Raw genomic sequence first — 16,826 nt, forward strand, 5'->3', positions numbered from 1 at the left:
CTGACCCTGGCCCCGCCCCTTCTGGGCAATTTGCTCCGGGCCCACGCTAACCCGGACGAACCGCATGGCCAGCGATATCTTCGGCAACCCGCTACCGCCTGACGAGGAGGAGGGGCTGCCGCCCCCGCCGCAGGAAGGCCCGGGGCTGTTCGGGGCCCCCGATCCGCCGGAAGCCGCCGCGCCGCCCCCTGCCCCCGTTCCTGCCGCCCCGGTCGCGGCTTCCGGCACGCCCTATCGCGTCCTGGCCCGCAAATACCGCCCGCAGAATTTCGCGGACCTCATCGGGCAGGAAGCACTGGTCAAAACGCTGCGCAATGCCTTCGCGCAGGGGCGGGTGCACCACGCCTTCATGCTCACGGGCGTCCGCGGCGTGGGCAAGACGACCACCGCCCGCATCATCGCCCGCGCGTTGAACTGCATCGGCCCCGACGGCAAGGGCGGGCCGACGCCGGAGCCCTGTGGCGTCTGCGCGGAATGCCGCGCCATCCTGGCGGACCGGCACCCCGACGTGCAGGAACTGGACGCCGCCAGCAACAACGGCATCGACGATGTGCGGGAGCTGCGCGAACGCCTGCGCTTCCGCCCCGCCCAGGGCCGCTTCAAGGTCATCATCCTGGACGAGGTCCACATGATGTCCACGGCCGCCTTCAACGCCCTGCTGAAGACGCTGGAGGAACCGCCGCCGGACGTGAAGTTCATGCTGGCGACGACGGAATTGCGGAAGGTGCCGACCACCATCCTCTCCCGCTGCCAGACCTTCCATTTGCGCCGCGTGCCGCAGGACCAGCTGCTGGCGCATTTCGAGCGCATCTGCGCGGCCGAGGACGTGCCGGCGGAGGGCGAGGCGCTGGCGATGGTCGCGCGCGCGGCCGATGGATCGGTGCGCGATGGCCTGTCGATCCTCGACCAGGCGATCGCCATGGCGGGCGGCGGCGGCGTGACGGCAGAGGCCGTGGTGGACATGCTGGGGCTGGCGGAGCGCGGGCTCGCCGTCTCGCTCATGGAAGCGCTGATGGCGGGGGATGCGGCGACCGCGCTCGGGCTTTCGGAGCAGGCGCATGCGCGGGGCACGGACCCCGGCGTGGTGCTGTCCGACCTGCTGGAACTGACGCATCTGCTGAGCCGGATGAAATCCGTGCCCGCGCTCCGCAAGGACCCGGCGCTGCCGGAGGCGGAGCGCGTGCGGGGCGCGCAGCTCGCCGATCGCCTTTCCATCCCCGTGCTGGCGCGCTGCTGGCAGATGCTGCTGAAGGGGTTGCAGGAGGTCGCGCAGGATGGCGTGGACCGGCGCGCGGCGGCGGAGATGGTGCTGATCCGCATCGCCCATGTGGCGGAACTGCCGACGCCGGGCGACCTGGTGCGGCGGCTGACGGAACAGGGCGTCTCGGCACCGGCCGGGCCCGCCGCGCCCCCGCCTGGCGGCGGCGGGCTGCGGGCGATTGCCGGCGGGGGGATGGGCGGCGCGGCGGTGGCCGTGGCCCAGGTGGCGGCGCCCGTGGAAGCGGTGGCAGCCGCGCCGGCGGTGCCGGTGGTGGCGAACTACCGCGACATCGCGGCGCTGGCGCATGGGCGGAAGCCGATGCTGCACGCGCACCTCGTCCACAGCGTCCATCCCGTGAAGGTCACGCCCACCGCGCCGGCGGGGGGACGCATCGAGCTCCGCACCAAGCCGGACGCGCCACGCGACCTGGCGCAGCAGATCACCGCGCTGCTGATGGAGACGACGGGCGCGCGCTGGACCGTGGCACTGTCCAATGCGGAAGGGGAGCCGACGCTGGCCGAGCAGGGGCGCGTCGCGGAATCGGACCGCCGCGCCCTGGCACGCACCCACCCGCTGGTGCAGGCGGTGCTGGACGCCTTCCCGGGCGCCACGATCGAGGCGGTTCGTGATGCCAGCCTCGACAATTACGGGTTGCCACCGCCCTCGGCCTTCGACGACACCGATCCTGGACGCGACTTCGCGCCGCCGGATGCGGAGCCGGCGGGGCTTGATGACGACATCTCACCGGAGGATTGAGCGACGCCATGAAGAACCTCGGCAACATGCTGAAGCAGGCGCAGCAGATGCAGACGCGCATGCAGGAGATGCAGGCGAAGCTGGAGGCCTCCGAGATGGAGGGTGCCTCCGGCGGCGGCATGGTGAAGGTGCGGCTGTCCGGCAAGGGCGACCTGCGCCGGCTGACCATCGATCCCTCCCTGATGGATGACCGGGAGGTGCTGGAGGATCTGATCGTCGCCGCCCATGCCGACGCCAAGCAGAAAGTGGAGGCGATGATGGCGGAGGAGATGCAGAAGGCGACGGCGGGGATGAACATCCCGGGCGGCCTCGGCGGGCTGAAGCTGCCATTCTGAGCATCGCCGGATAGGGCGTAGCAGGGCGCGCGCTTGTCCTTACCGAATGATCCGATCGAGCGGCTGATCGCGCTGCTCGCGCGCACCCCTGGCCTTGGCCGGCGGAGCGCGCGGCGGGCGGTGCTGCGCATGCTGATGAAGCCGGAGGAGACGATGCTGCCGTTGGCGGAAGCGCTGACAGCGGCGGCCGAGGCCGTGCGACCCTGCCAGGCCTGCGGCAACCTCGACGCGCAATCGCCCTGCGGCATCTGCACGGACCCGCGGCGGGACCGGCACCTGGTCTGCGTGGTGGAAGGCGTCGCCGATCTCTGGGCGCTGGAACGCGCCCATGCGCATCACGGGCTGTACCATGTGCTGGGGGGCACGCTCTCCCCGCTCGCGGGCATCGGGCCGGAGGAATTGTCCATCCAGCCGCTGCTGCGGCGGGTGGAGCAGGAGGGTGTGACGGAAGTCATCATCGCCCTGCCCGCCACCGTCGATGGCACGGCGACGGCGCATTACCTGACGGACCGCCTCAAGCCCGCGGATGTTGCCGTGACCAGGCTGGCGCAGGGGGTGCCGATGGGGGGTGCGCTGGATGTGCTGGATGAGGGCACGCTGGCGGCGGCGCTGCGGGCGCGGCGGCCGGTGTGACTTTTTAGTCGCTTAGTTCTTAGAGGGATTATGGCCGTTTAGCACTTTTAGCACCGTTTTCGGGGGTGCGGGGGCGCCGAAGGGCGGCGGCGGAATGAACATATCAGGAACGCAAGGAAGGACGCCAGGGGTTTCGCGGGTCATGCCGGGGAAGGCTTCGCCTCCCCCGGACCCCCACCACCAGGGCCGAACCGGCCCTGGACCGTCTTCGGTTTCATACCCGGCGGTCCAGGGTCGCCTTCGACCCTGGCGAGGGGGGTATCGGGGGGAGCAGCGCTCCCCGCGGGCCGATCAGCCCGCCTTGAACTTGCTGTAGAAGCCCGTCGGCCGCACGAAGCGATTCTCCTGCTTCACCAGCAGCCCGCGCGCCGCACCCTCCTTCAGATAGGCGCCCCAGGCCGGGTCCGCCGCCATGGCGGTGCGGCGGCGGTCGCGGTCCGCCAGGTCGGCATAGCCCCAGAGATGGACGACGGTGTTCAACTCGCCTTCCACCGTCGTGTACCAGCCCAGGCAGTTCTCCAGGTATTTCAGCTGCAGCGGCCAGGCCATGGTCTCATACAGCGACACGAACTCGGCCAGCTTGCCGGGTGCCGTGGTGTAGATGCGCAGGTCGACGATCATCGGGCGGTTCCCCCTGGGTTGGGCGCGGAGGATCGCGCGGCCCGACCCGGCGCGGAAGAGGCCCGGGCGGGAAAACCGCGGCGTGTCGATGACACGGGACCATCATTCCCCTGCAACAACCGTGTCATCCGGTGCATGTATAGGCCGTCTCATCAAAGGGCGGCGGGGATGCTGGAGCTTCAGGGTCTGACACGTCGGTTCGGTTCCGTGACGGCGGTGAATGATGTCCGCCTCTCGATCCCGGACGGGCAGATGGTGGGCGTGATCGGCCGGTCCGGCGCGGGGAAATCGACCCTGCTGCGGATGATCAACCGCCTGACCGAACCCTCCGAGGGGCGGATCATCCATGATGGCCGGGATATCACGGCGCTGCGCGGCCCCGCGCTGCGGCGGTGGCGCACCGACTGCGCCATGATCTTCCAGCAGTTCAACCTGGTGCAGCGGCTTGATGTGCTGACCAATGTGCTGGTCGGCCGGCTGAACCACCGGCCGGGCTTCATGGGCACGCTGACCAGCCTGCTCTGCCTGTTCACGCCAGCGGAACGGGCGCTGGCGATCCAGGCGCTGGACCGCTTCGACCTGGCGGATACGGCGCTGCAGCGCGCCGACACGCTCTCCGGCGGCCAGCAGCAGCGCGTGGCGATCTGCCGCGCCCTGATGCAGGAGCCGAAATTCATCCTGGCCGATGAGCCGATCGCGAGCCTCGACCCGCGCAATGCGCGGACGGTGATGGAAGCGCTGCGCCAGGTGAACCGGGAGGATGGCATCACGGTGCTGACCAACCTCCATCACCTCGACACCGCCAGGCACTACTGCGACCGGATCGTCGCCATGCAGGCCGGCCGCGTGATGTTCGACGGCCCCCCCGCGATGCTGACCGGGGAGAAGGTGCGCGAGATCTACGGCGTGTCCGAGGACGAGTTCGACGAGCAGGCCGAGGAGGCTGTGAAGCCAAAGGCCCAGCGCGCGCCGAAGGCCGGTCTCGCCATCGCCTAGGGCTTGCAGCTTCATCCCCGACAGCGTCAACGCGCCGGATGGGCGCCGCGACCGCAGCGGGGATGAGGCTTCAAGCCCGGCCTGAAAAGGCCGTGGGCGGCGGGATCGGCGGCGTTTTTCCAACCCCACTGGGAGAGACCCGCATGATCACCCGTCGCCTGATGATGGCTGCCGCCCTGGCGGCCCCCTTCCCCGCACTCGCCCAGACCCCCGCCCAGGGGCCTGCCCAGGGGCCTGCCATGCCCCAGCCGGGGCGCCGCCCCTGGGCGCAGCAGGTGCCGCAGCTCCGCATCGGGTTGCTGGGCGGTGAGAACGAATCGGACCGGCTTGGCCGGTACGAAGCCTATCGCGGCCTGCTGGAGACGACCTTTGGCGTGCCGGTCCGGCTGTTCCCGGCCTCCGACTACGCCGGCGTGATGCAGGCATTCTCTGCCCGGCAGATCGAGGGCGCGGCCATGGGCGCTTCCGCCTATGCCGGCGCGTGGCTCGACACCAACGGGGCGGTGGAGCCGCTGTTCGTGGCGCGGGAGGCCGATGGCGGCATCTCCTACATCGCCGTCATGGTAGTGCGGGCGGATAGCGGGATCACGAGCCTGGAGCAGCTGCGCGGCAAGTCGCTCGCCTGGGCGGACCCGAACAGCACCTCCGGCTACCTGGTGCCGCGGAGCGAGCTGCGCGCGGCCGGCATCGGCACCGAAAGCGGCCAGTATTTCTCCCGCACCGGCTTCGGCGGCGGGCATGAACAGGCGGTGGTCGCGGTGCTGCAGCGCCAGTATGATGCGGCCGTGACCTGGGCCTCCGGCCAGGGCGACGAGGCGCAGGGCTTCACCCGCGGCAACCTTCGCGCCATGGTCGAGAAGGGGATGCTGAACATGCGCGACCTTCGGGTCATCTGGCGGTCCCGCCCGATCCTGAACGGGCCGATGACGGTGCGGAAGGACCTGCCGGCGGCCTTCAAGGCCGATTTCGCGCAGTTCCACCTGGCGCTGGCCACCGCGCATCCGCAGATCTACGCGCAGGTCGAGCGTGGTGGCGGCCAGGGCTATGCCGCCGTGACGCATGAGCAGTTCGAGCCGATCGTGCAGCTGCGCCGCGAGGAAGCGGCCGAGCGGCGCCGGCGCAGCTGAGCGTGTCCGCGGCGCTCCCCCTTCACCGCCCCGTGCCTGGCCATTCCGGGGCGGTTCCCCGCATCGAGGCGGATTTCCAGGCGGCGCGCCGCACCCAACGCAACGCCACCCTGCTATGGGGTGGCGTCCTGCTGGTCTGCATCTATGTGGCGGCGCTGGTGAGCGAGGCGTCGCCCGCCGCCATCCTGGCCGGGCTGCCGCGCATCGGCGAGTATTTCTGGCGCACGCTGCCGACCTTCCGCTGGGAGGTCTTCTTCGCGGATTGGGAGACGGAGGGCAGCTTCGCCTCCTGGATGTACCGCGCCGACAAATGGGCCTGGCTGCTGTTCGAGACGGCGCAGATGGCCCTGCTGGCGACGCTGGCGGGCACGCTGGGGGCGCTGGCGCTGTGCTTCCCGGCGGCGCGCAACATGGCGCCGAATGGCTGGGTCTACCACCTCTCCCGCCGCTTCCTGGAAGTGTGCCGGACGGTGCCGGAGATCGTCTTCGCGCTGATCTTCGTCTGGGCCTTCGGCATCGGGCCGCTGGCCGGCATCCTCGCCATCGCCATCCATACGCTGGGCGCCAATGGCAAGCTGTTCGCGGAAGTGGTGGAGAATGCGGAGCCCGGGCCGGTGGAGGGCGTGCGCGCCGCCGGCGGCAACTGGTTCCACCGCGCCCGCTTCGGCGTGCTGCCGCAGGTGGCGCCCAATTTCCTGAGCTACGCGCTGCTGCGGTTCGAGGTGAATGTGCGCGGCGCCAGCGTGATCGGCTTCGTCGGCGCGGGCGGGATCGGCGCGGAACTCTACCAGGTGATCGCCTTCAACTACTACGAGGAGATCAGCGCCATCGTCGTGCTGATCATCATCGCTGTCGCCATGATCGATGTGGTGTCGGAGAAGCTGCGCATGGGGTTGAACGCTTCCGCCACGCGCGGCAGCGCGGGCTGACGGCGATGGCACTCGCGCAACCCACGCCGGACCAGATCGCCGCGCTGCGCGCGCGCTACCCGCGGGCCTTCGGCGCCGCGCCCCGCACGCGCGCGATCCGCGCCGTGGCGGGGGCGGCGGCGCTGGGGTGGCTGGTGTTCCTGTTCTGGTGGTTCGACATCACGCCCCAGCGGCTGTGGAACGGGCTGTCGGGGCTTGGCGTCATCGTCACTCTGATGATCCCGCCCTCACCGGGCGAACAATGGGTGGAGATCCTGAAGGGCATCGCGGAGAGCATCGCGATGGCCTTCCTCGGCACGCTCTTCGCCGCGATCATCGCCGTGCCGCTGGGGTTCCTGGGCGCGAACAACGTGGTGACGAACACGCTGGCGCATTTCTCGCTCCGGCGCGTCTTCGACGGCTTCCGCGGCGTGGACCAGCTGATCTGGGCGCTGGCCTATGTGCGGGCGGTGGGGCTCGGCCCGCTGGCAGGGGTGCTGGCGATCGCGACCGCGGATATCGCGGTACTCGCAAAACTCTATGCCGAGGCGATCGAGAATGCGGAGAAGCGCCAGGCGGAGGGAATCGACGCGGTGGGCGGCAACCGCCTGCTGCGCACGCGCTTCGGCCTGCTGCCGCAGGTGCTGCCGGTGATGGTGGCGCAGGCGCTGTATTTTCTCGAATCCAATACGCGGTCGGCGGCGATCCTCGGCGTGGTCGGCGCGGGCGGGATCGGGCTGCAGATCGCTGAACGCATCAAGGTCCGCTACTGGGACGAGGTCGCCTTCATCATCATCCTGATGATCGCGGCGGTGGCGGTGATCGACCTGCTGTCGTCGCGCATCCGCCGGCGGCTGATCGGGGACCGCGAAGGGATCGCGAAGCGCTGAGAATCATGACGGGGAACGGGGGCGCGTGAGCCTGCGTTGCGGCCCGCATGATCCTGCAACTCGACCCGCCGCTGCCGATGACGACGCCGAAGGGTGAGGGGATCGCGCATTTCCTCATCGACTATGGCGCGGAAAGCCACCTGATGTGGGTGGTCTTCATGGATGCGGACGGGTCCTGCTGGACCGTGCCGAATCCGGAAGTGCGGATGGCACCGAACTGGTCGATGGGACGGCGCCCGCTGCGGCCGGGGCGGCTTCAGGCATCGAACGAATCCCGTGTCGATCCGGCCGCGGTGGCGCGGGCGAACGGTATTCCGATCAAGTAGCGCCGTCGTACCAGCCGACGTCGAGCGTCGCGACTTCGCCGAAGGGAACACCCTTCTTCGCGGCGTCGCGGATGATGGGCCAGGCGGTGTAGGGCATGGCCAGCAGCGGCCAGGGATCGCGCGCCTGCCAGCAGACATCGCGCGTGGTGAGAAGCCGCTTCAGATTCGCGCGGAAGGGGCCGCCCTTGAACAGGGAAAGCTGCGTCTCCGTCAGGCAGGACCAGAATTGCTGGAGGGTGCGTTCGGGGCGGTGCCGTGGTGGCGGTGCTGTCGGGTCGGCCAGGCTGCGGGCGATATCGGCGGGTTCGAAGAAATGCAGGCCGCTGGTGGTGCGGGGGTTGCACTCGATACCCCAGGGCGTGCCGGCATCATCCACGATCAGGTCGAAGCTGATGAAGCCGGACCAGTGGCTGGCCGCGATGAATCGCGCCGCCCAGGATTCGATGGCCGGGTGGTCCACCCGCTCGAAGGAGACGGCGACGGAGCCCGACATCTGCGCGCCGCGATAGACGGTGGTGCCGAGCACGCGGCCCTGGTGGGCGAGGGAGCAGGTGCTGAACTCCGCACCGCGGACGAAGCGTTGCACGAGATGGGGGTCGGCTTCGACGGGCAGCGCATCGCCCGCGGCCAGGATGCGGACGCCGCGGCCGGAGCAGCTGTGGACGGGCTTCACCACCACGGCGCTGTGACTCGCGAGCCCGGCCGCTTCGGGCGTGCCGAGGGGCAGGCTTTCCGGCACCGTCAATCCGTAGGCCAGGCCGGCATCGACGAAGCTGCCCTTGTGGTGCAGGGCGAGCACGCGGTCCGGCGGCATGGTGGCGACGCGCGCGCCGGGCGGCAGCAGGGGCGGGAGGTGCGCGACATGCATCGTCTCCTCCGACACCGGCACCACAAGCTCCGCGGATTCGTCGCGCACGACCTTGGCGAGGGCGTCGAGATAGGCACGCTTGCCCTGGGATGGCGGCGGGATGCGGATGGACCGCGCCACGTCGCGGGAGGAGCCGCAGAGATGGCGTGCGAAGGGCTCCGCGACCACGACGCGCCAGCCGGCCGAGGCAAAGCCGCGGGCAAGGTCCAGCGCCTTCGGCAGCCGGCCCAGCGTGAGCACGACGGTACGGGTCATCCCGCGCTGGCCACCCGGCACATGACCTGCCGCGTCGGGCGGGTGGTGAGGCGCGCAGCGGGGCGGACGGCTTCCGGGTTCTCGACCTTGAAGTCGAAATGGCGGAACAGGCGCGCGATCAGCAGCGTCGCCTCCACCGTCGCGAAGGCGGCGCCGGCGCAGATGCGGGGGCCGATGCCGAAGGGGATGTAGGCGCCCTGGACCAGATCCGATTTCCGCTCCGCCGTGAAGCGATCGGGATCGAAGACGTTGGGGTCCTTCCAGTAGAGCCGATGGCGGTGCAGCACCCAGGGCGCCACCATGATGAGGGCACCACGCTTCACCTTGTAGTCGCCGATGCGCGTGGCTTCGTTGGCGACGCGCGGCAGGAAGGTGATGGGGGGATAGAGGCGCAGCGTCTCGTTGAAGACGTTGCGGGTGAAGACGAGGCGCCTCGTGTGTTCGAAGCTGATGGGGCCGGTGCCACAGACTTCCGCGACTTCCGCACGGATGCGGGCGACGAGTTCCGGGCGCGTGGCCAACAGATAGAAGCACCAGGTCAGCGCGCTGGCGCTGGTCTCATGCCCCGCCAGGAACAGCACGCCGAGCTGGTCGATCAGCTCCTCCCGCGTGAAGGCTTTCCCGTCCACGTCATGCGCGGCGACGACGGCGCTGGCGATGTCGTCGAAGCTCTGGCCGGCATCGAGGTGGCTGTCCAGCAGATCGCCCAGGCAGCGGCGGATCAGGGCGCAGCTGTCCAGCACGGCCTGGGTCTGGGGGATCTTCGTCCAGGCGCGATCCATGATGAGGCGGCGGATTTCCACCTGCGCGACGCTGCGTTCGAAGAAGGTGAAGGCGTCGAAGACCTCATGCGCCACGGTCGTGGCCAGCGAGGTCGAGAAGACGGAGCGGCAGATGATGTCGGCGGTGAGATGGCTCATTGCCAGGTCGAGGGAGAAGGTTTCTCCGGATTGCGCCTGGCGGTGCAGCGTTTCCTCGTATTCGGCGGCGCCGGCTTCCATGCTGGCGAAGGCGCGGTTGACGCGCATCAGGCTCAGCGCCGGGTCCATCATGGCCCGCTGGCGCTTCCAGGTGGGGCCGCTACTGACAAAAATGCTGTCGCCGATCAGGGGCTCCAGCGCATTCACCATCAGGTCGGATTTCGGGAAGATGCCCTGGGGGTCCACCAGCACCTCCCGCACCAGCTTCGGTTCGTTCACCACCACGATGGAGCGGCGCGAATAGCCGAGCGGGCCGATGGGCATCCGATAGGCCTCGGCCGGCAGCAGGCCGAGGAGATTGCCCTCCCCCTGCAGCAGCGCCCGGAAGAGCGAGACGACCGGCGAGCGCGGATGCGGATGCGGGGGGATGAAGGGGGCGGTCGGCGAGATGAGCATGCCCCCATATCCCTCGCTTTACACCACGAAGTGTCAAGTGGCATTGTCACTTTGGTCATACGGGAGGCGAGGGATGGAGCTGCTGGTGTTCCATGGCCTCATCGCGGCGCATATCGTCACGGGCAGCACGGGGGCGATCGCCTTCTGGGTGCCGGTGATCGGGCGCAAGGGCGGGGTGAACCATGCGCGCTGGGGGCGGGTCTTCGCCTATGCGATGGTCACGACGGGCTGCTTCGCCGTGTGCATGAGCCTGATGACGCTGGCGGACCCCTTCGGCACGCATCCGCACCTGGCCGACCGCTTCGATGCGGAGTTCATCCGCGGGTTGTTCGGCTGGATGATGCTGCATACCGGCATCCTGACCATCAACCTGGCCTGGTATGGCTGGCTCGCGATCCGCAACAAGGGTCAGCACGCGCTGAACCGGACTCCCCTGAATGTCGGGCTGCAATACGCGGTGATCGCGGCGGCGCTGGCCTGCGCGGTGGATGGCTGGTTCATCGGGCAATATCTGATGATCGGCATCGCCGTGGTCGGCGTCGCGACGGGGCTGACGAACCTCTGGTTCATCCACAAGCCGAAGGTCGAGCGCGCGGACTGGCTGAAGGAGCATATCAAGGCCTTGGTCGGCGCGGGCATCAGCGTCTACACCGCCTTCATGGCCTTCGGATCGGTCCGAATCCTGCCTGAACTGGCCCTGCATCCCGCGATGTGGAGCGTGCCGCTGATCGTGGGGCTCGCCATCATCATCTGGCACCGGCTGGATGTGGACCGGAAGGCGCGGCAGATGCGGGCCCGGCGCGTGGGGGCCGTGGCCTGACGACCATGCGGGTGGTAGTGATCGGCGCGGGGATGGGCGGGCTGGCCGCGGCCACGGACCTCGCGCGGCGCGGGGCCGATGTGACCGTGCTGGACCGCGCGGCGGGTGCTGGCGGCAAGGCCCGGCATGTGATGGTGGATGGCGCGGGCATCGATGGCGGCCCCACCGTCTTCACCATGCGCTGGATTTTTTCCGGTTTGTTTGAGGATGCCGGCAGGCGGCTTGAGGATTTCGTCGAATTGCACGCGGCGGAGACGCTGGCGCGGCATGCCTGGCGGCGCGGCGGAAGGCTCGACCTGTTCGCGGATGTGGCCCGCAGCGCCGATGCCATCGGCGATTTCGCGGGCGCGGCGGATGCGCGGGGGTATCGGGATTTCGTCGCGCGCAGCACGGATATCTTCGCGACGCTGAAGGACAGCTTCATCGCGGGGCAGCGGCCCTCCCCGCTTGAGCTGGTGCGGCGCGTCGGGCTGTCGCGGATCGATGCGCTGTGGCGGACGATGCCCTGGGCGACGATGTGGCAGGCGCTCGGCACCTATTTCACCGACCCCAGGCTGCGCCAGTTGTTCGGGCGCTACGCCACCTATTGCGGCTGCTCCCCCTTCCTGGCGCCGGCGACGCTGATGCTGGTGGCGCATGTGGAGCAGGACGGCGTCTGGCTGGTGAAGGGCGGCATGAAGCGCGTGGCCGACGCCATCCGCGAATTGGCGGAGACGCAAGGCGCGCGGTTCCGCTTCGGCACGGAAGCCGCCGAGATCATCGTCGAGGGCGGGCGCGTGATCGGCGTGCGGCTGATGGATGGCGAGTACATCGACGCCGATGCGGTGGTGTTCAACGGCGATGTCGCGGCGCTCGGCCAGGGGATGCTGGGGGAACGCGCGCGGCGCGGGGTGCGGGATACGCCGCGGGAAGCGCGGTCGCTCTCCGCCATCACCTGGTGCGTGAAGGCGCCGACCAGCGGCTTTCCCCTGACGCATCACAACGTCTTCTTCGCCGAGGACTACGCGGAGGAATTCGACGCGGTCTTCCGCCGTCGCCAGGTGACGGCGGCGCCGACCGTCTATCTCTGCGCGCAGGACCGGGGGCATGGAGAGGTGGCGGAGGGTGACGCCGAGCGCATGCTGCTGCTGGTGAACGCGCCCGCGGATGGCGATCGCGGGGAGCCCGATCCGCTGGTGCTGCGGGATATCGAGGCGCGGAGCCTCGGCCTGCTGCGGGATTGCGGGCTGGAGATCGCGGTGGACAGCCGCAACAGCGTGACCACCACGCCCGCGGGGTTTCATCGGCTGTTCCCCGGCACGGGCGGCGCACTGTATGGGCGCGCGAGCCATGGAGCGACTGGCACCTTCGCGCGGCCGGGTGCCAAGGGCGGCGTGCGGGGACTCTATTTCGCCGGCGGGTCGGTGCATCCGGGCCCTGGTGTCCCGATGGCGGCGATGTCCGGGCGGTTGGCCGCCGCCCGGCTGCTGGAGGATTCCGTCAGCTGACCTTCGCCAGGGTGCTGCCATGCGGCACGACCTGGTCGAGGATCTTCGCGCTGCTCACCACACCGGGCACGCCGGCACCGGGATGCGTGCCGGCGCCCACCAGGAACAAGCCGCCCACTTCCTCGCTGACATTATGCGGCCGGAACCAGGCGGATTGGAACAGCTGCGGCTCCAGCGAAAAGGCGGCACCATTCACCGACAGCAGCCGGTCACGGAAATCCTGCGGCGTCAGCATGCGCGACGTGACGATGGAATCACCGAGGCCGGGCAGCATCGTCTCCTCCAGCCGCTTCTGGATGGCGGCGCGATAGGGCTCCGCCTGCTCGGACCAGTCGGTGCCGCTGCCGAGATGCGGCACGGGCGAGAGCACGTAGAAACTGTCGCAGCCCGGCGGCGCCAGCGACGGGTCCGTCGCCGTCGGCCGATGGAGATACAGGGAAAAATCCTTCGCCAGCTTCTTCCGCTTGAAGATATCCGTCAGCAATTCGCGGTAGCGCGGGCCGAGCACCATGGTGTGGTGGTAAACGTCGTCGAAGCGGCGATTGGTGCCGAAATACCAGACGAAGAGCGACATGGAGTAGCGCGTGCGCGCGACCTTGGCGTCGGTCCAGCGGCGGCGCGGATGCTCGCTCAGCAGCTTCGAATAGGTCCAGCCGACATCGGCGTTGGAGACGACGACATCGGCCGCGATGTGTTCGCCGCCGCGCAGGCGCACGCCCGTCGCCTGGCCATCCTTGACGGTGATCTGCTCGACCTCCGCATGGTAGCGCAGGCGGCTGCCCTGGCCCTCGATCAGCCCGACCAGGCCGTTCACCACCGCGCCCATGCCGCCCATGGCGTAGTGCACGCCGTGCAGGCGTTCGAGATGCGCGATCAGGCAGTAATAGGCCGTGGTGGTCAGCGGGTTCCCACCAATCAGCAACGGGTGAAAACTGAAGGCGATGCGCAGCTTGTCGTTGGTGAAGTAGTCGCTGACCTTGCCATAGACGGTGCGCCAGCCGCCGAGCTTCATCATGTCCGGCACCGCGGCCAGCAGGGTGGAGAGCTGGTGGAAGGGCTGGTCGGCGAGCTTGGCGAAGGCGATGTCGAAGATGCGTTCGCTGACGGCGATGAAACGCTCGAAGCCCGGCAGGTCCTCCGGCGCGATGCGCGCGATCTCGGCGCGGGTGGCGTCGAGGTCGGCGGAGCAGTTCATCACCGTGCCGTCATCGAAGCGGATCTGGTAGAAGGGGTTCATCGCCCGCAGGTCGAGGTCGTCCGCCATGCGGCGACCGCACAGCGTCCAGAGTTCCTCCAGCAGGTAGGGCGCGGTGATGATGGTGGGGCCGGCATCGAAGGTGAAGCCGTCCTGCCGGTAGACATAGGCGCGGCCACCGGGGGCATCCAGCTTCTCCAGCACCGTGACGCGCCAGCCGCGCGCGCCGAGGCGGATAGCGGCGGCCAGGCCGCCGAAGCCGGAGCCGATGACGATGGCATGCGGGCGCGGATCCGGGGTGCGGCCGTGGAAGGCGATGCCGTCCATCATGATGACGTTTCCTGGAAAATGTTCAGGCCAGGCTGAGCGTGGCCCAGGCCAGCGCGACGTAGCGCGCGGTTTTCGCGATGGCGACCAGCAGCAGGAAGGTGCCGATCGGCTCCTTCAGCACGCCGGCCACCAAGGTCAGCGGATCGCCGATGATCGGCGCCCAGCTCAGCAGCAGGGACCAGCGGCCCCAGCGATGGTACCAGCCCGCGGCGCGATCCAGCGCGGCGGGCGGCACGGGAAACCAGCGCCGGTCGCGGAAGCGGTCCACCTGGCCGCCGAGCCACCAGTTGAGGACGGCGCCCAGCGTGTTGCCGATGCTGGCCACCAGCACCAGCAGCCAGGCGGGGATGTCGCCCAGCAGCAGCAGGCCGACCAGCACGGGTTCGGATTGTAGCGGCAGCAGGCTGGCCGCGCCGAAGGCGGAGGCAAAGAGCCCGAGGAGGGAGAGAAGTTCCGGCATCGGCCTGGCTATGCCCCATCGGCCGATGGCCTGGAAAGCGCTGCGGCCGGCCCCCCGTGAGGGGGAACCGGCCGCGGCAGTGGAGGCACCGATCCGGCGCCCGGCCAGCGCGGCCGGACGCCGCGCCGGTCATTCGGCGGAAGCCGCCCTGGCCGGGCCCGCGCTGATAAGGCGCAGTTCCGGATAACCTTCCAGCATGGGCGCCCCGTAGAAGGGACGGTTGGCACCCTGGTGGCAGGTGGCGCAGTTCACCTTCAGCGCATCGCCACCCGGGCCCAGGCGCGCACCATGCGGGCCATCGGCCGGACCACGCGGATTGGCCGCCCACAGGGGCTGCAACGGCGTGATGTAGGCGGTGTTCAGGTCACGCACCATGCGGATGCCGTGCCATGCCGTCAGGCGCGCCGGCGGGCTGGTTTCCCAGTTACCGAAGGAACGGCTGTTGTGGCAGTGCGTGCAGTTCACGCCGAGCCCTTCGCTCATCGACATCATGAGCGAGTAGGTCCACTCCGCCTGCATGACATTGGCCGGGTTGCGGCCGGGCAGGGAGGAGGTGCTGATCACGCGAATCTCGTTCGCCTGCAGCAGGAAGGGCGTGAAGGGATCACCGGGCAGGGAGCTGTCATTCGCGACCGGCGCCGGGTGGTTCTGGCCACGCTGCGCCTGCAGGCCGGAATGCGGCAGTACCGCGGTGGCCCACACCTCGGCCGGGACAGGCTGGCCGCGGTGGCAGGTGTAGCAGGTGACGCCGACCTGGCCGACATGCGCCGTCCAGTCCGTGTTGATGCGACGCGTCATCTGCAGCATCCGCCGGGACACGACCTTCGTGTAGATCTCGTCGGAGGCCATGTTCTCGGGGTTGTGGCAGTAGGTGCAACCCTGGGCAGGCGCGATCCATTCGGTCATCGCCTGCATGATGCGGCCGAACTGCGCCGCGCTGAGTTCGCCCAGGACCTGGACGTTCTCATACAGCTCGTGCGCCTTCGGGCCATCGGTATCCGCGGCGTCCGGCACTTCCGGCAGCCGGTTGGCGGCCACCCGCACCGCGAGGGTGCGGGGATTGGCGACATCCTCCATCGCCACGCCGCGATAGCCGATCTGCGTGGTGTGAACCGGCGGACGTTCGAAGGTCAGCACGATGACGACCGTGCAGACCAGCGCGGCGAAGCCGAGCAGGACCTGGGTGGAGAACCTCATCGCGGGGCTCCTTGCAGGGCTGCGGGATCGGCCACCGGTGCCCAGAGGGCGGGGTAGGACGGTGCGAAGTGCCGATCGACGGCCCAGAGGTACCAGTTGTCGACGACCGTGCCGGTCAGGAGGATGCCGATGCCGCCCGTGATGGGGCAGAGGACGGCGAACCACCAGGCCCAGCGGTGGATGCTCTCGAAGCTGGCGTTGAAGCCCATGGTCCAGCGCCAGAAGAGGCCACCGCGTTCAGCCGCGGTGCCGCGGTCCAGCACCAGCTCGATCTCACGTTCGCCGCCGTAGCGGCCCAGCGCCAGGATCGTCGCGGCATGCATCGCGAAGAGCAGCGTGGAGCCGTAGAGGAAGACGATCGAGAGCGCGTGGAACGGGTTGTAGAAGAGGTTCCCGTAGCGGATCGAGAAGGCGGCGGTCCAGTCGAGGTGCGGGAAGATGCCGAAGGGCACCGCCTCGCTCCAGGAGCCCATCATGATCGGGCGGATGAAGCCCAGCACCAGATAGAGCCAGATGGCGGCCATGAAGGCCCAGGCGACATGCGTGCCCATGCCGAGCTGCCGTGCGCGGCGATAGGTGCGCGCCCACCAGAGCAGGATGGACAGCGTCAGGAAGAAGCCGGCCACCAGCCACCAGCCGCCTTCGCGGAGTGGCGGCATACGCAGGCCGTAATGGGCCGGCGGCGGTTCGAGCGCCAGCCAGAACAGCTGCCGGATGAACTGGCCGAGATCCCAGTTCACCGAGGCCAGCATGTTCAGGCCGATGATCTCGAAGGCGATGAAGCCGAAGAAAATCGACAGGATGCCGAGCTGGCCGAGGTAGATCGGGCCGACCTGCGCGTCACCAAGGTAGCCGAAGAGGGTGACGTTGCGGGAGCCGCCTTCCCGCGGCACGTCGCCGCGGGGAAGGGGGACGCCGGGGTAAGGGGTGGGACCCCTGACCTGCACCCGTGTGAAGAGGTTCTGATATTCAGGCATGGCTGTTT

Annotated in this window: 17 protein-coding genes; 10 read left to right on the top strand and 7 right to left on the bottom strand. The window is 69.2% G+C overall.

The window, feature by feature from the left end; genetic code table 11:
• Positions 1-64: 64 nt before the first annotated feature.
• The 3 genes from ACTIE5_RS09655 to recR are packed head-to-tail and all read left to right on the top strand — an operon-like array spanning position 65 to position 2,985.
• Positions 65-2,017: a DNA polymerase III subunit gamma/tau gene (locus ACTIE5_RS09655; RefSeq protein WP_439549487.1), complete on the top strand. Its 1,953-nt coding sequence runs from the start codon at positions 65-67 to the stop codon at positions 2,015-2,017.
• A gap of 8 nt (positions 2,018-2,025) precedes the next feature.
• The gene (locus tag ACTIE5_RS09660) at positions 2,026-2,352 is read left to right on the top strand and encodes a YbaB/EbfC family nucleoid-associated protein (protein ID WP_439549488.1); all 327 of its coding nucleotides are present in this window, start codon (positions 2,026-2,028) and stop codon (positions 2,350-2,352) included.
• Between the two features lie 33 nt (positions 2,353-2,385).
• Complete coding sequence (gene recR / locus ACTIE5_RS09665; RefSeq protein ID WP_439549489.1) at positions 2,386-2,985, top strand: recombination mediator RecR; 600 nt, start codon at positions 2,386-2,388, stop codon at positions 2,983-2,985.
• Between the two features lie 291 nt (positions 2,986-3,276).
• Here recR and ACTIE5_RS09670 read toward each other — a convergent pair whose 3' ends face one another.
• Positions 3,277-3,606 (bottom strand): NIPSNAP family protein, encoded by a 330-nt coding sequence (locus ACTIE5_RS09670; RefSeq protein ID WP_092954618.1) that lies wholly within the window; start codon positions 3,604-3,606, stop codon positions 3,277-3,279.
• Between the two features lie 168 nt (positions 3,607-3,774).
• Here ACTIE5_RS09670 and phnC point away from each other — a divergent pair, with 168 nt between their 5' ends.
• From phnC to ACTIE5_RS09695, 5 genes are all read left to right on the top strand, one after another.
• Positions 3,775-4,602 (top strand): phosphonate ABC transporter ATP-binding protein, encoded by an 828-nt coding sequence (phnC, locus tag ACTIE5_RS09675; protein ID WP_439549490.1) that lies wholly within the window; start codon positions 3,775-3,777, stop codon positions 4,600-4,602.
• A gap of 143 nt (positions 4,603-4,745) precedes the next feature.
• On the top strand, positions 4,746-5,729 hold the full coding sequence (phnD, locus tag ACTIE5_RS09680) for a phosphate/phosphite/phosphonate ABC transporter substrate-binding protein (RefSeq protein WP_439549491.1): 984 nt from the start codon (positions 4,746-4,748) through the stop codon (positions 5,727-5,729).
• A gap of 2 nt (positions 5,730-5,731) precedes the next feature.
• Positions 5,732-6,658, top strand: a complete 927-nt coding sequence (gene phnE, locus ACTIE5_RS09685) for a phosphonate ABC transporter, permease protein PhnE (RefSeq protein WP_439549492.1) — start codon at positions 5,732-5,734, stop codon at positions 6,656-6,658.
• Between the two features lie 5 nt (positions 6,659-6,663).
• Entirely contained in the window at positions 6,664-7,527 is an 864-nt protein-coding gene (phnE, locus tag ACTIE5_RS09690; RefSeq protein ID WP_439549493.1) for a phosphonate ABC transporter, permease protein PhnE, read from the top strand.
• A 47-nt stretch (positions 7,528-7,574) separates the two neighbouring features.
• Positions 7,575-7,853, top strand: coding sequence for a hypothetical protein (locus tag ACTIE5_RS09695; RefSeq protein ID WP_439549494.1), 279 nt, complete (start codon positions 7,575-7,577; stop codon positions 7,851-7,853).
• Here ACTIE5_RS09695 and ACTIE5_RS09700 read toward each other — a convergent pair.
• Positions 7,846-8,976, bottom strand: coding sequence for an ATP-grasp domain-containing protein (locus ACTIE5_RS09700; protein WP_439549495.1), 1,131 nt, complete (start codon positions 8,974-8,976; stop codon positions 7,846-7,848). The two genes, ACTIE5_RS09695 and ACTIE5_RS09700, sit on opposite strands and share 8 nt — an antisense overlap.
• The gene (locus tag ACTIE5_RS09705; RefSeq protein WP_439549496.1) at positions 8,973-10,352 is read right to left on the bottom strand and encodes a cytochrome P450; all 1,380 of its coding nucleotides are present in this window, start codon (positions 10,350-10,352) and stop codon (positions 8,973-8,975) included. Before ACTIE5_RS09705 ends, ACTIE5_RS09700 begins: the two co-directional genes overlap by 4 nt.
• A gap of 73 nt (positions 10,353-10,425) precedes the next feature.
• Here ACTIE5_RS09705 and ACTIE5_RS09710 point away from each other — a divergent pair, with 73 nt between their 5' ends.
• Positions 10,426-11,172, top strand: a complete 747-nt coding sequence (locus ACTIE5_RS09710; RefSeq protein ID WP_439549497.1) for a hypothetical protein — start codon at positions 10,426-10,428, stop codon at positions 11,170-11,172.
• 5 nt (positions 11,173-11,177) lie between these two features.
• The gene (gene crtD, locus ACTIE5_RS09715; RefSeq protein WP_439549498.1) at positions 11,178-12,659 is read left to right on the top strand and encodes a 1-hydroxycarotenoid 3,4-desaturase CrtD; all 1,482 of its coding nucleotides are present in this window, start codon (positions 11,178-11,180) and stop codon (positions 12,657-12,659) included.
• Here crtD and ACTIE5_RS09720 read toward each other — a convergent pair.
• The 4 genes from ACTIE5_RS09720 to pufM form a co-directional block, all read right to left on the bottom strand.
• Positions 12,652-14,184 carry a phytoene desaturase gene (locus ACTIE5_RS09720; protein ID WP_439549499.1) on the bottom strand — a complete coding sequence of 511 codons (1,533 nt, stop codon included), beginning with the start codon at positions 14,182-14,184 and terminating at the stop codon, positions 12,652-12,654. The two genes, crtD and ACTIE5_RS09720, sit on opposite strands and share 8 nt — an antisense overlap.
• Positions 14,185-14,206: 22 nt before the next feature.
• Positions 14,207-14,644: a YqaA family protein gene (locus tag ACTIE5_RS09725; protein ID WP_439549500.1), complete on the bottom strand. Its 438-nt coding sequence runs from the start codon at positions 14,642-14,644 to the stop codon at positions 14,207-14,209.
• Positions 14,645-14,773: 129 nt separating this feature from the next.
• Entirely contained in the window at positions 14,774-15,841 is a 1,068-nt protein-coding gene (gene pufC, locus ACTIE5_RS09730; RefSeq protein ID WP_439549501.1) for a photosynthetic reaction center cytochrome PufC, read from the bottom strand.
• Entirely contained in the window at positions 15,838-16,818 is a 981-nt protein-coding gene (gene pufM / locus ACTIE5_RS09735; RefSeq protein WP_439549502.1) for a photosynthetic reaction center subunit M, read from the bottom strand. Before pufM ends, pufC begins: the two co-directional genes overlap by 4 nt.
• Positions 16,819-16,826 lie beyond the last annotated feature (8 nt).

The sequence above is a fragment of the Falsiroseomonas sp. genome (assembly GCF_051859025.1).
Classification (GTDB): Bacteria; Pseudomonadota; Alphaproteobacteria; order Acetobacterales; family Acetobacteraceae; genus Falsiroseomonas.

Bases quoted from the DNA above. Each gene is read 5' to 3' on its own strand.
- ACTIE5_RS09655 (WP_439549487.1), top strand. From the start codon at position 65: ATGGCCAGCGATATCTTCGGCAACCCGCTACCGCCTGACGAGGAGGAG.
- ACTIE5_RS09660 (WP_439549488.1), top strand. From the start codon at position 2,026: ATGAAGAACCTCGGCAACATGCTGAAGCAGGCGCAGCAGATGCAGACG.
- ACTIE5_RS09670 (WP_092954618.1), bottom strand. From the start codon at position 3,606: ATGATCGTCGACCTGCGCATCTACACCACGGCACCCGGCAAGCTGGCC.
- phnC (WP_439549490.1), top strand. From the start codon at position 3,775: ATGCTGGAGCTTCAGGGTCTGACACGTCGGTTCGGTTCCGTGACGGCG.
- phnD (WP_439549491.1), top strand. From the start codon at position 4,746: ATGATCACCCGTCGCCTGATGATGGCTGCCGCCCTGGCGGCCCCCTTC.
- phnE (WP_439549493.1), top strand. From the start codon at position 6,664: ATGGCACTCGCGCAACCCACGCCGGACCAGATCGCCGCGCTGCGCGCG.
- ACTIE5_RS09695 (WP_439549494.1), top strand. From the start codon at position 7,575: ATGATCCTGCAACTCGACCCGCCGCTGCCGATGACGACGCCGAAGGGT.
- ACTIE5_RS09700 (WP_439549495.1), bottom strand. From the start codon at position 8,976: ATGACCCGTACCGTCGTGCTCACGCTGGGCCGGCTGCCGAAGGCGCTG.
- ACTIE5_RS09705 (WP_439549496.1), bottom strand. From the start codon at position 10,352: ATGCTCATCTCGCCGACCGCCCCCTTCATCCCCCCGCATCCGCATCCG.
- ACTIE5_RS09710 (WP_439549497.1), top strand. From the start codon at position 10,426: ATGGAGCTGCTGGTGTTCCATGGCCTCATCGCGGCGCATATCGTCACG.
- crtD (WP_439549498.1), top strand. From the start codon at position 11,178: ATGCGGGTGGTAGTGATCGGCGCGGGGATGGGCGGGCTGGCCGCGGCC.
- ACTIE5_RS09720 (WP_439549499.1), bottom strand. From the start codon at position 14,184: ATGATGGACGGCATCGCCTTCCACGGCCGCACCCCGGATCCGCGCCCG.
- ACTIE5_RS09725 (WP_439549500.1), bottom strand. From the start codon at position 14,644: ATGCCGGAACTTCTCTCCCTCCTCGGGCTCTTTGCCTCCGCCTTCGGC.
- pufC (WP_439549501.1), bottom strand. From the start codon at position 15,841: ATGAGGTTCTCCACCCAGGTCCTGCTCGGCTTCGCCGCGCTGGTCTGC.
- pufM (WP_439549502.1), bottom strand. From the start codon at position 16,818: ATGCCTGAATATCAGAACCTCTTCACACGGGTGCAGGTCAGGGGTCCC.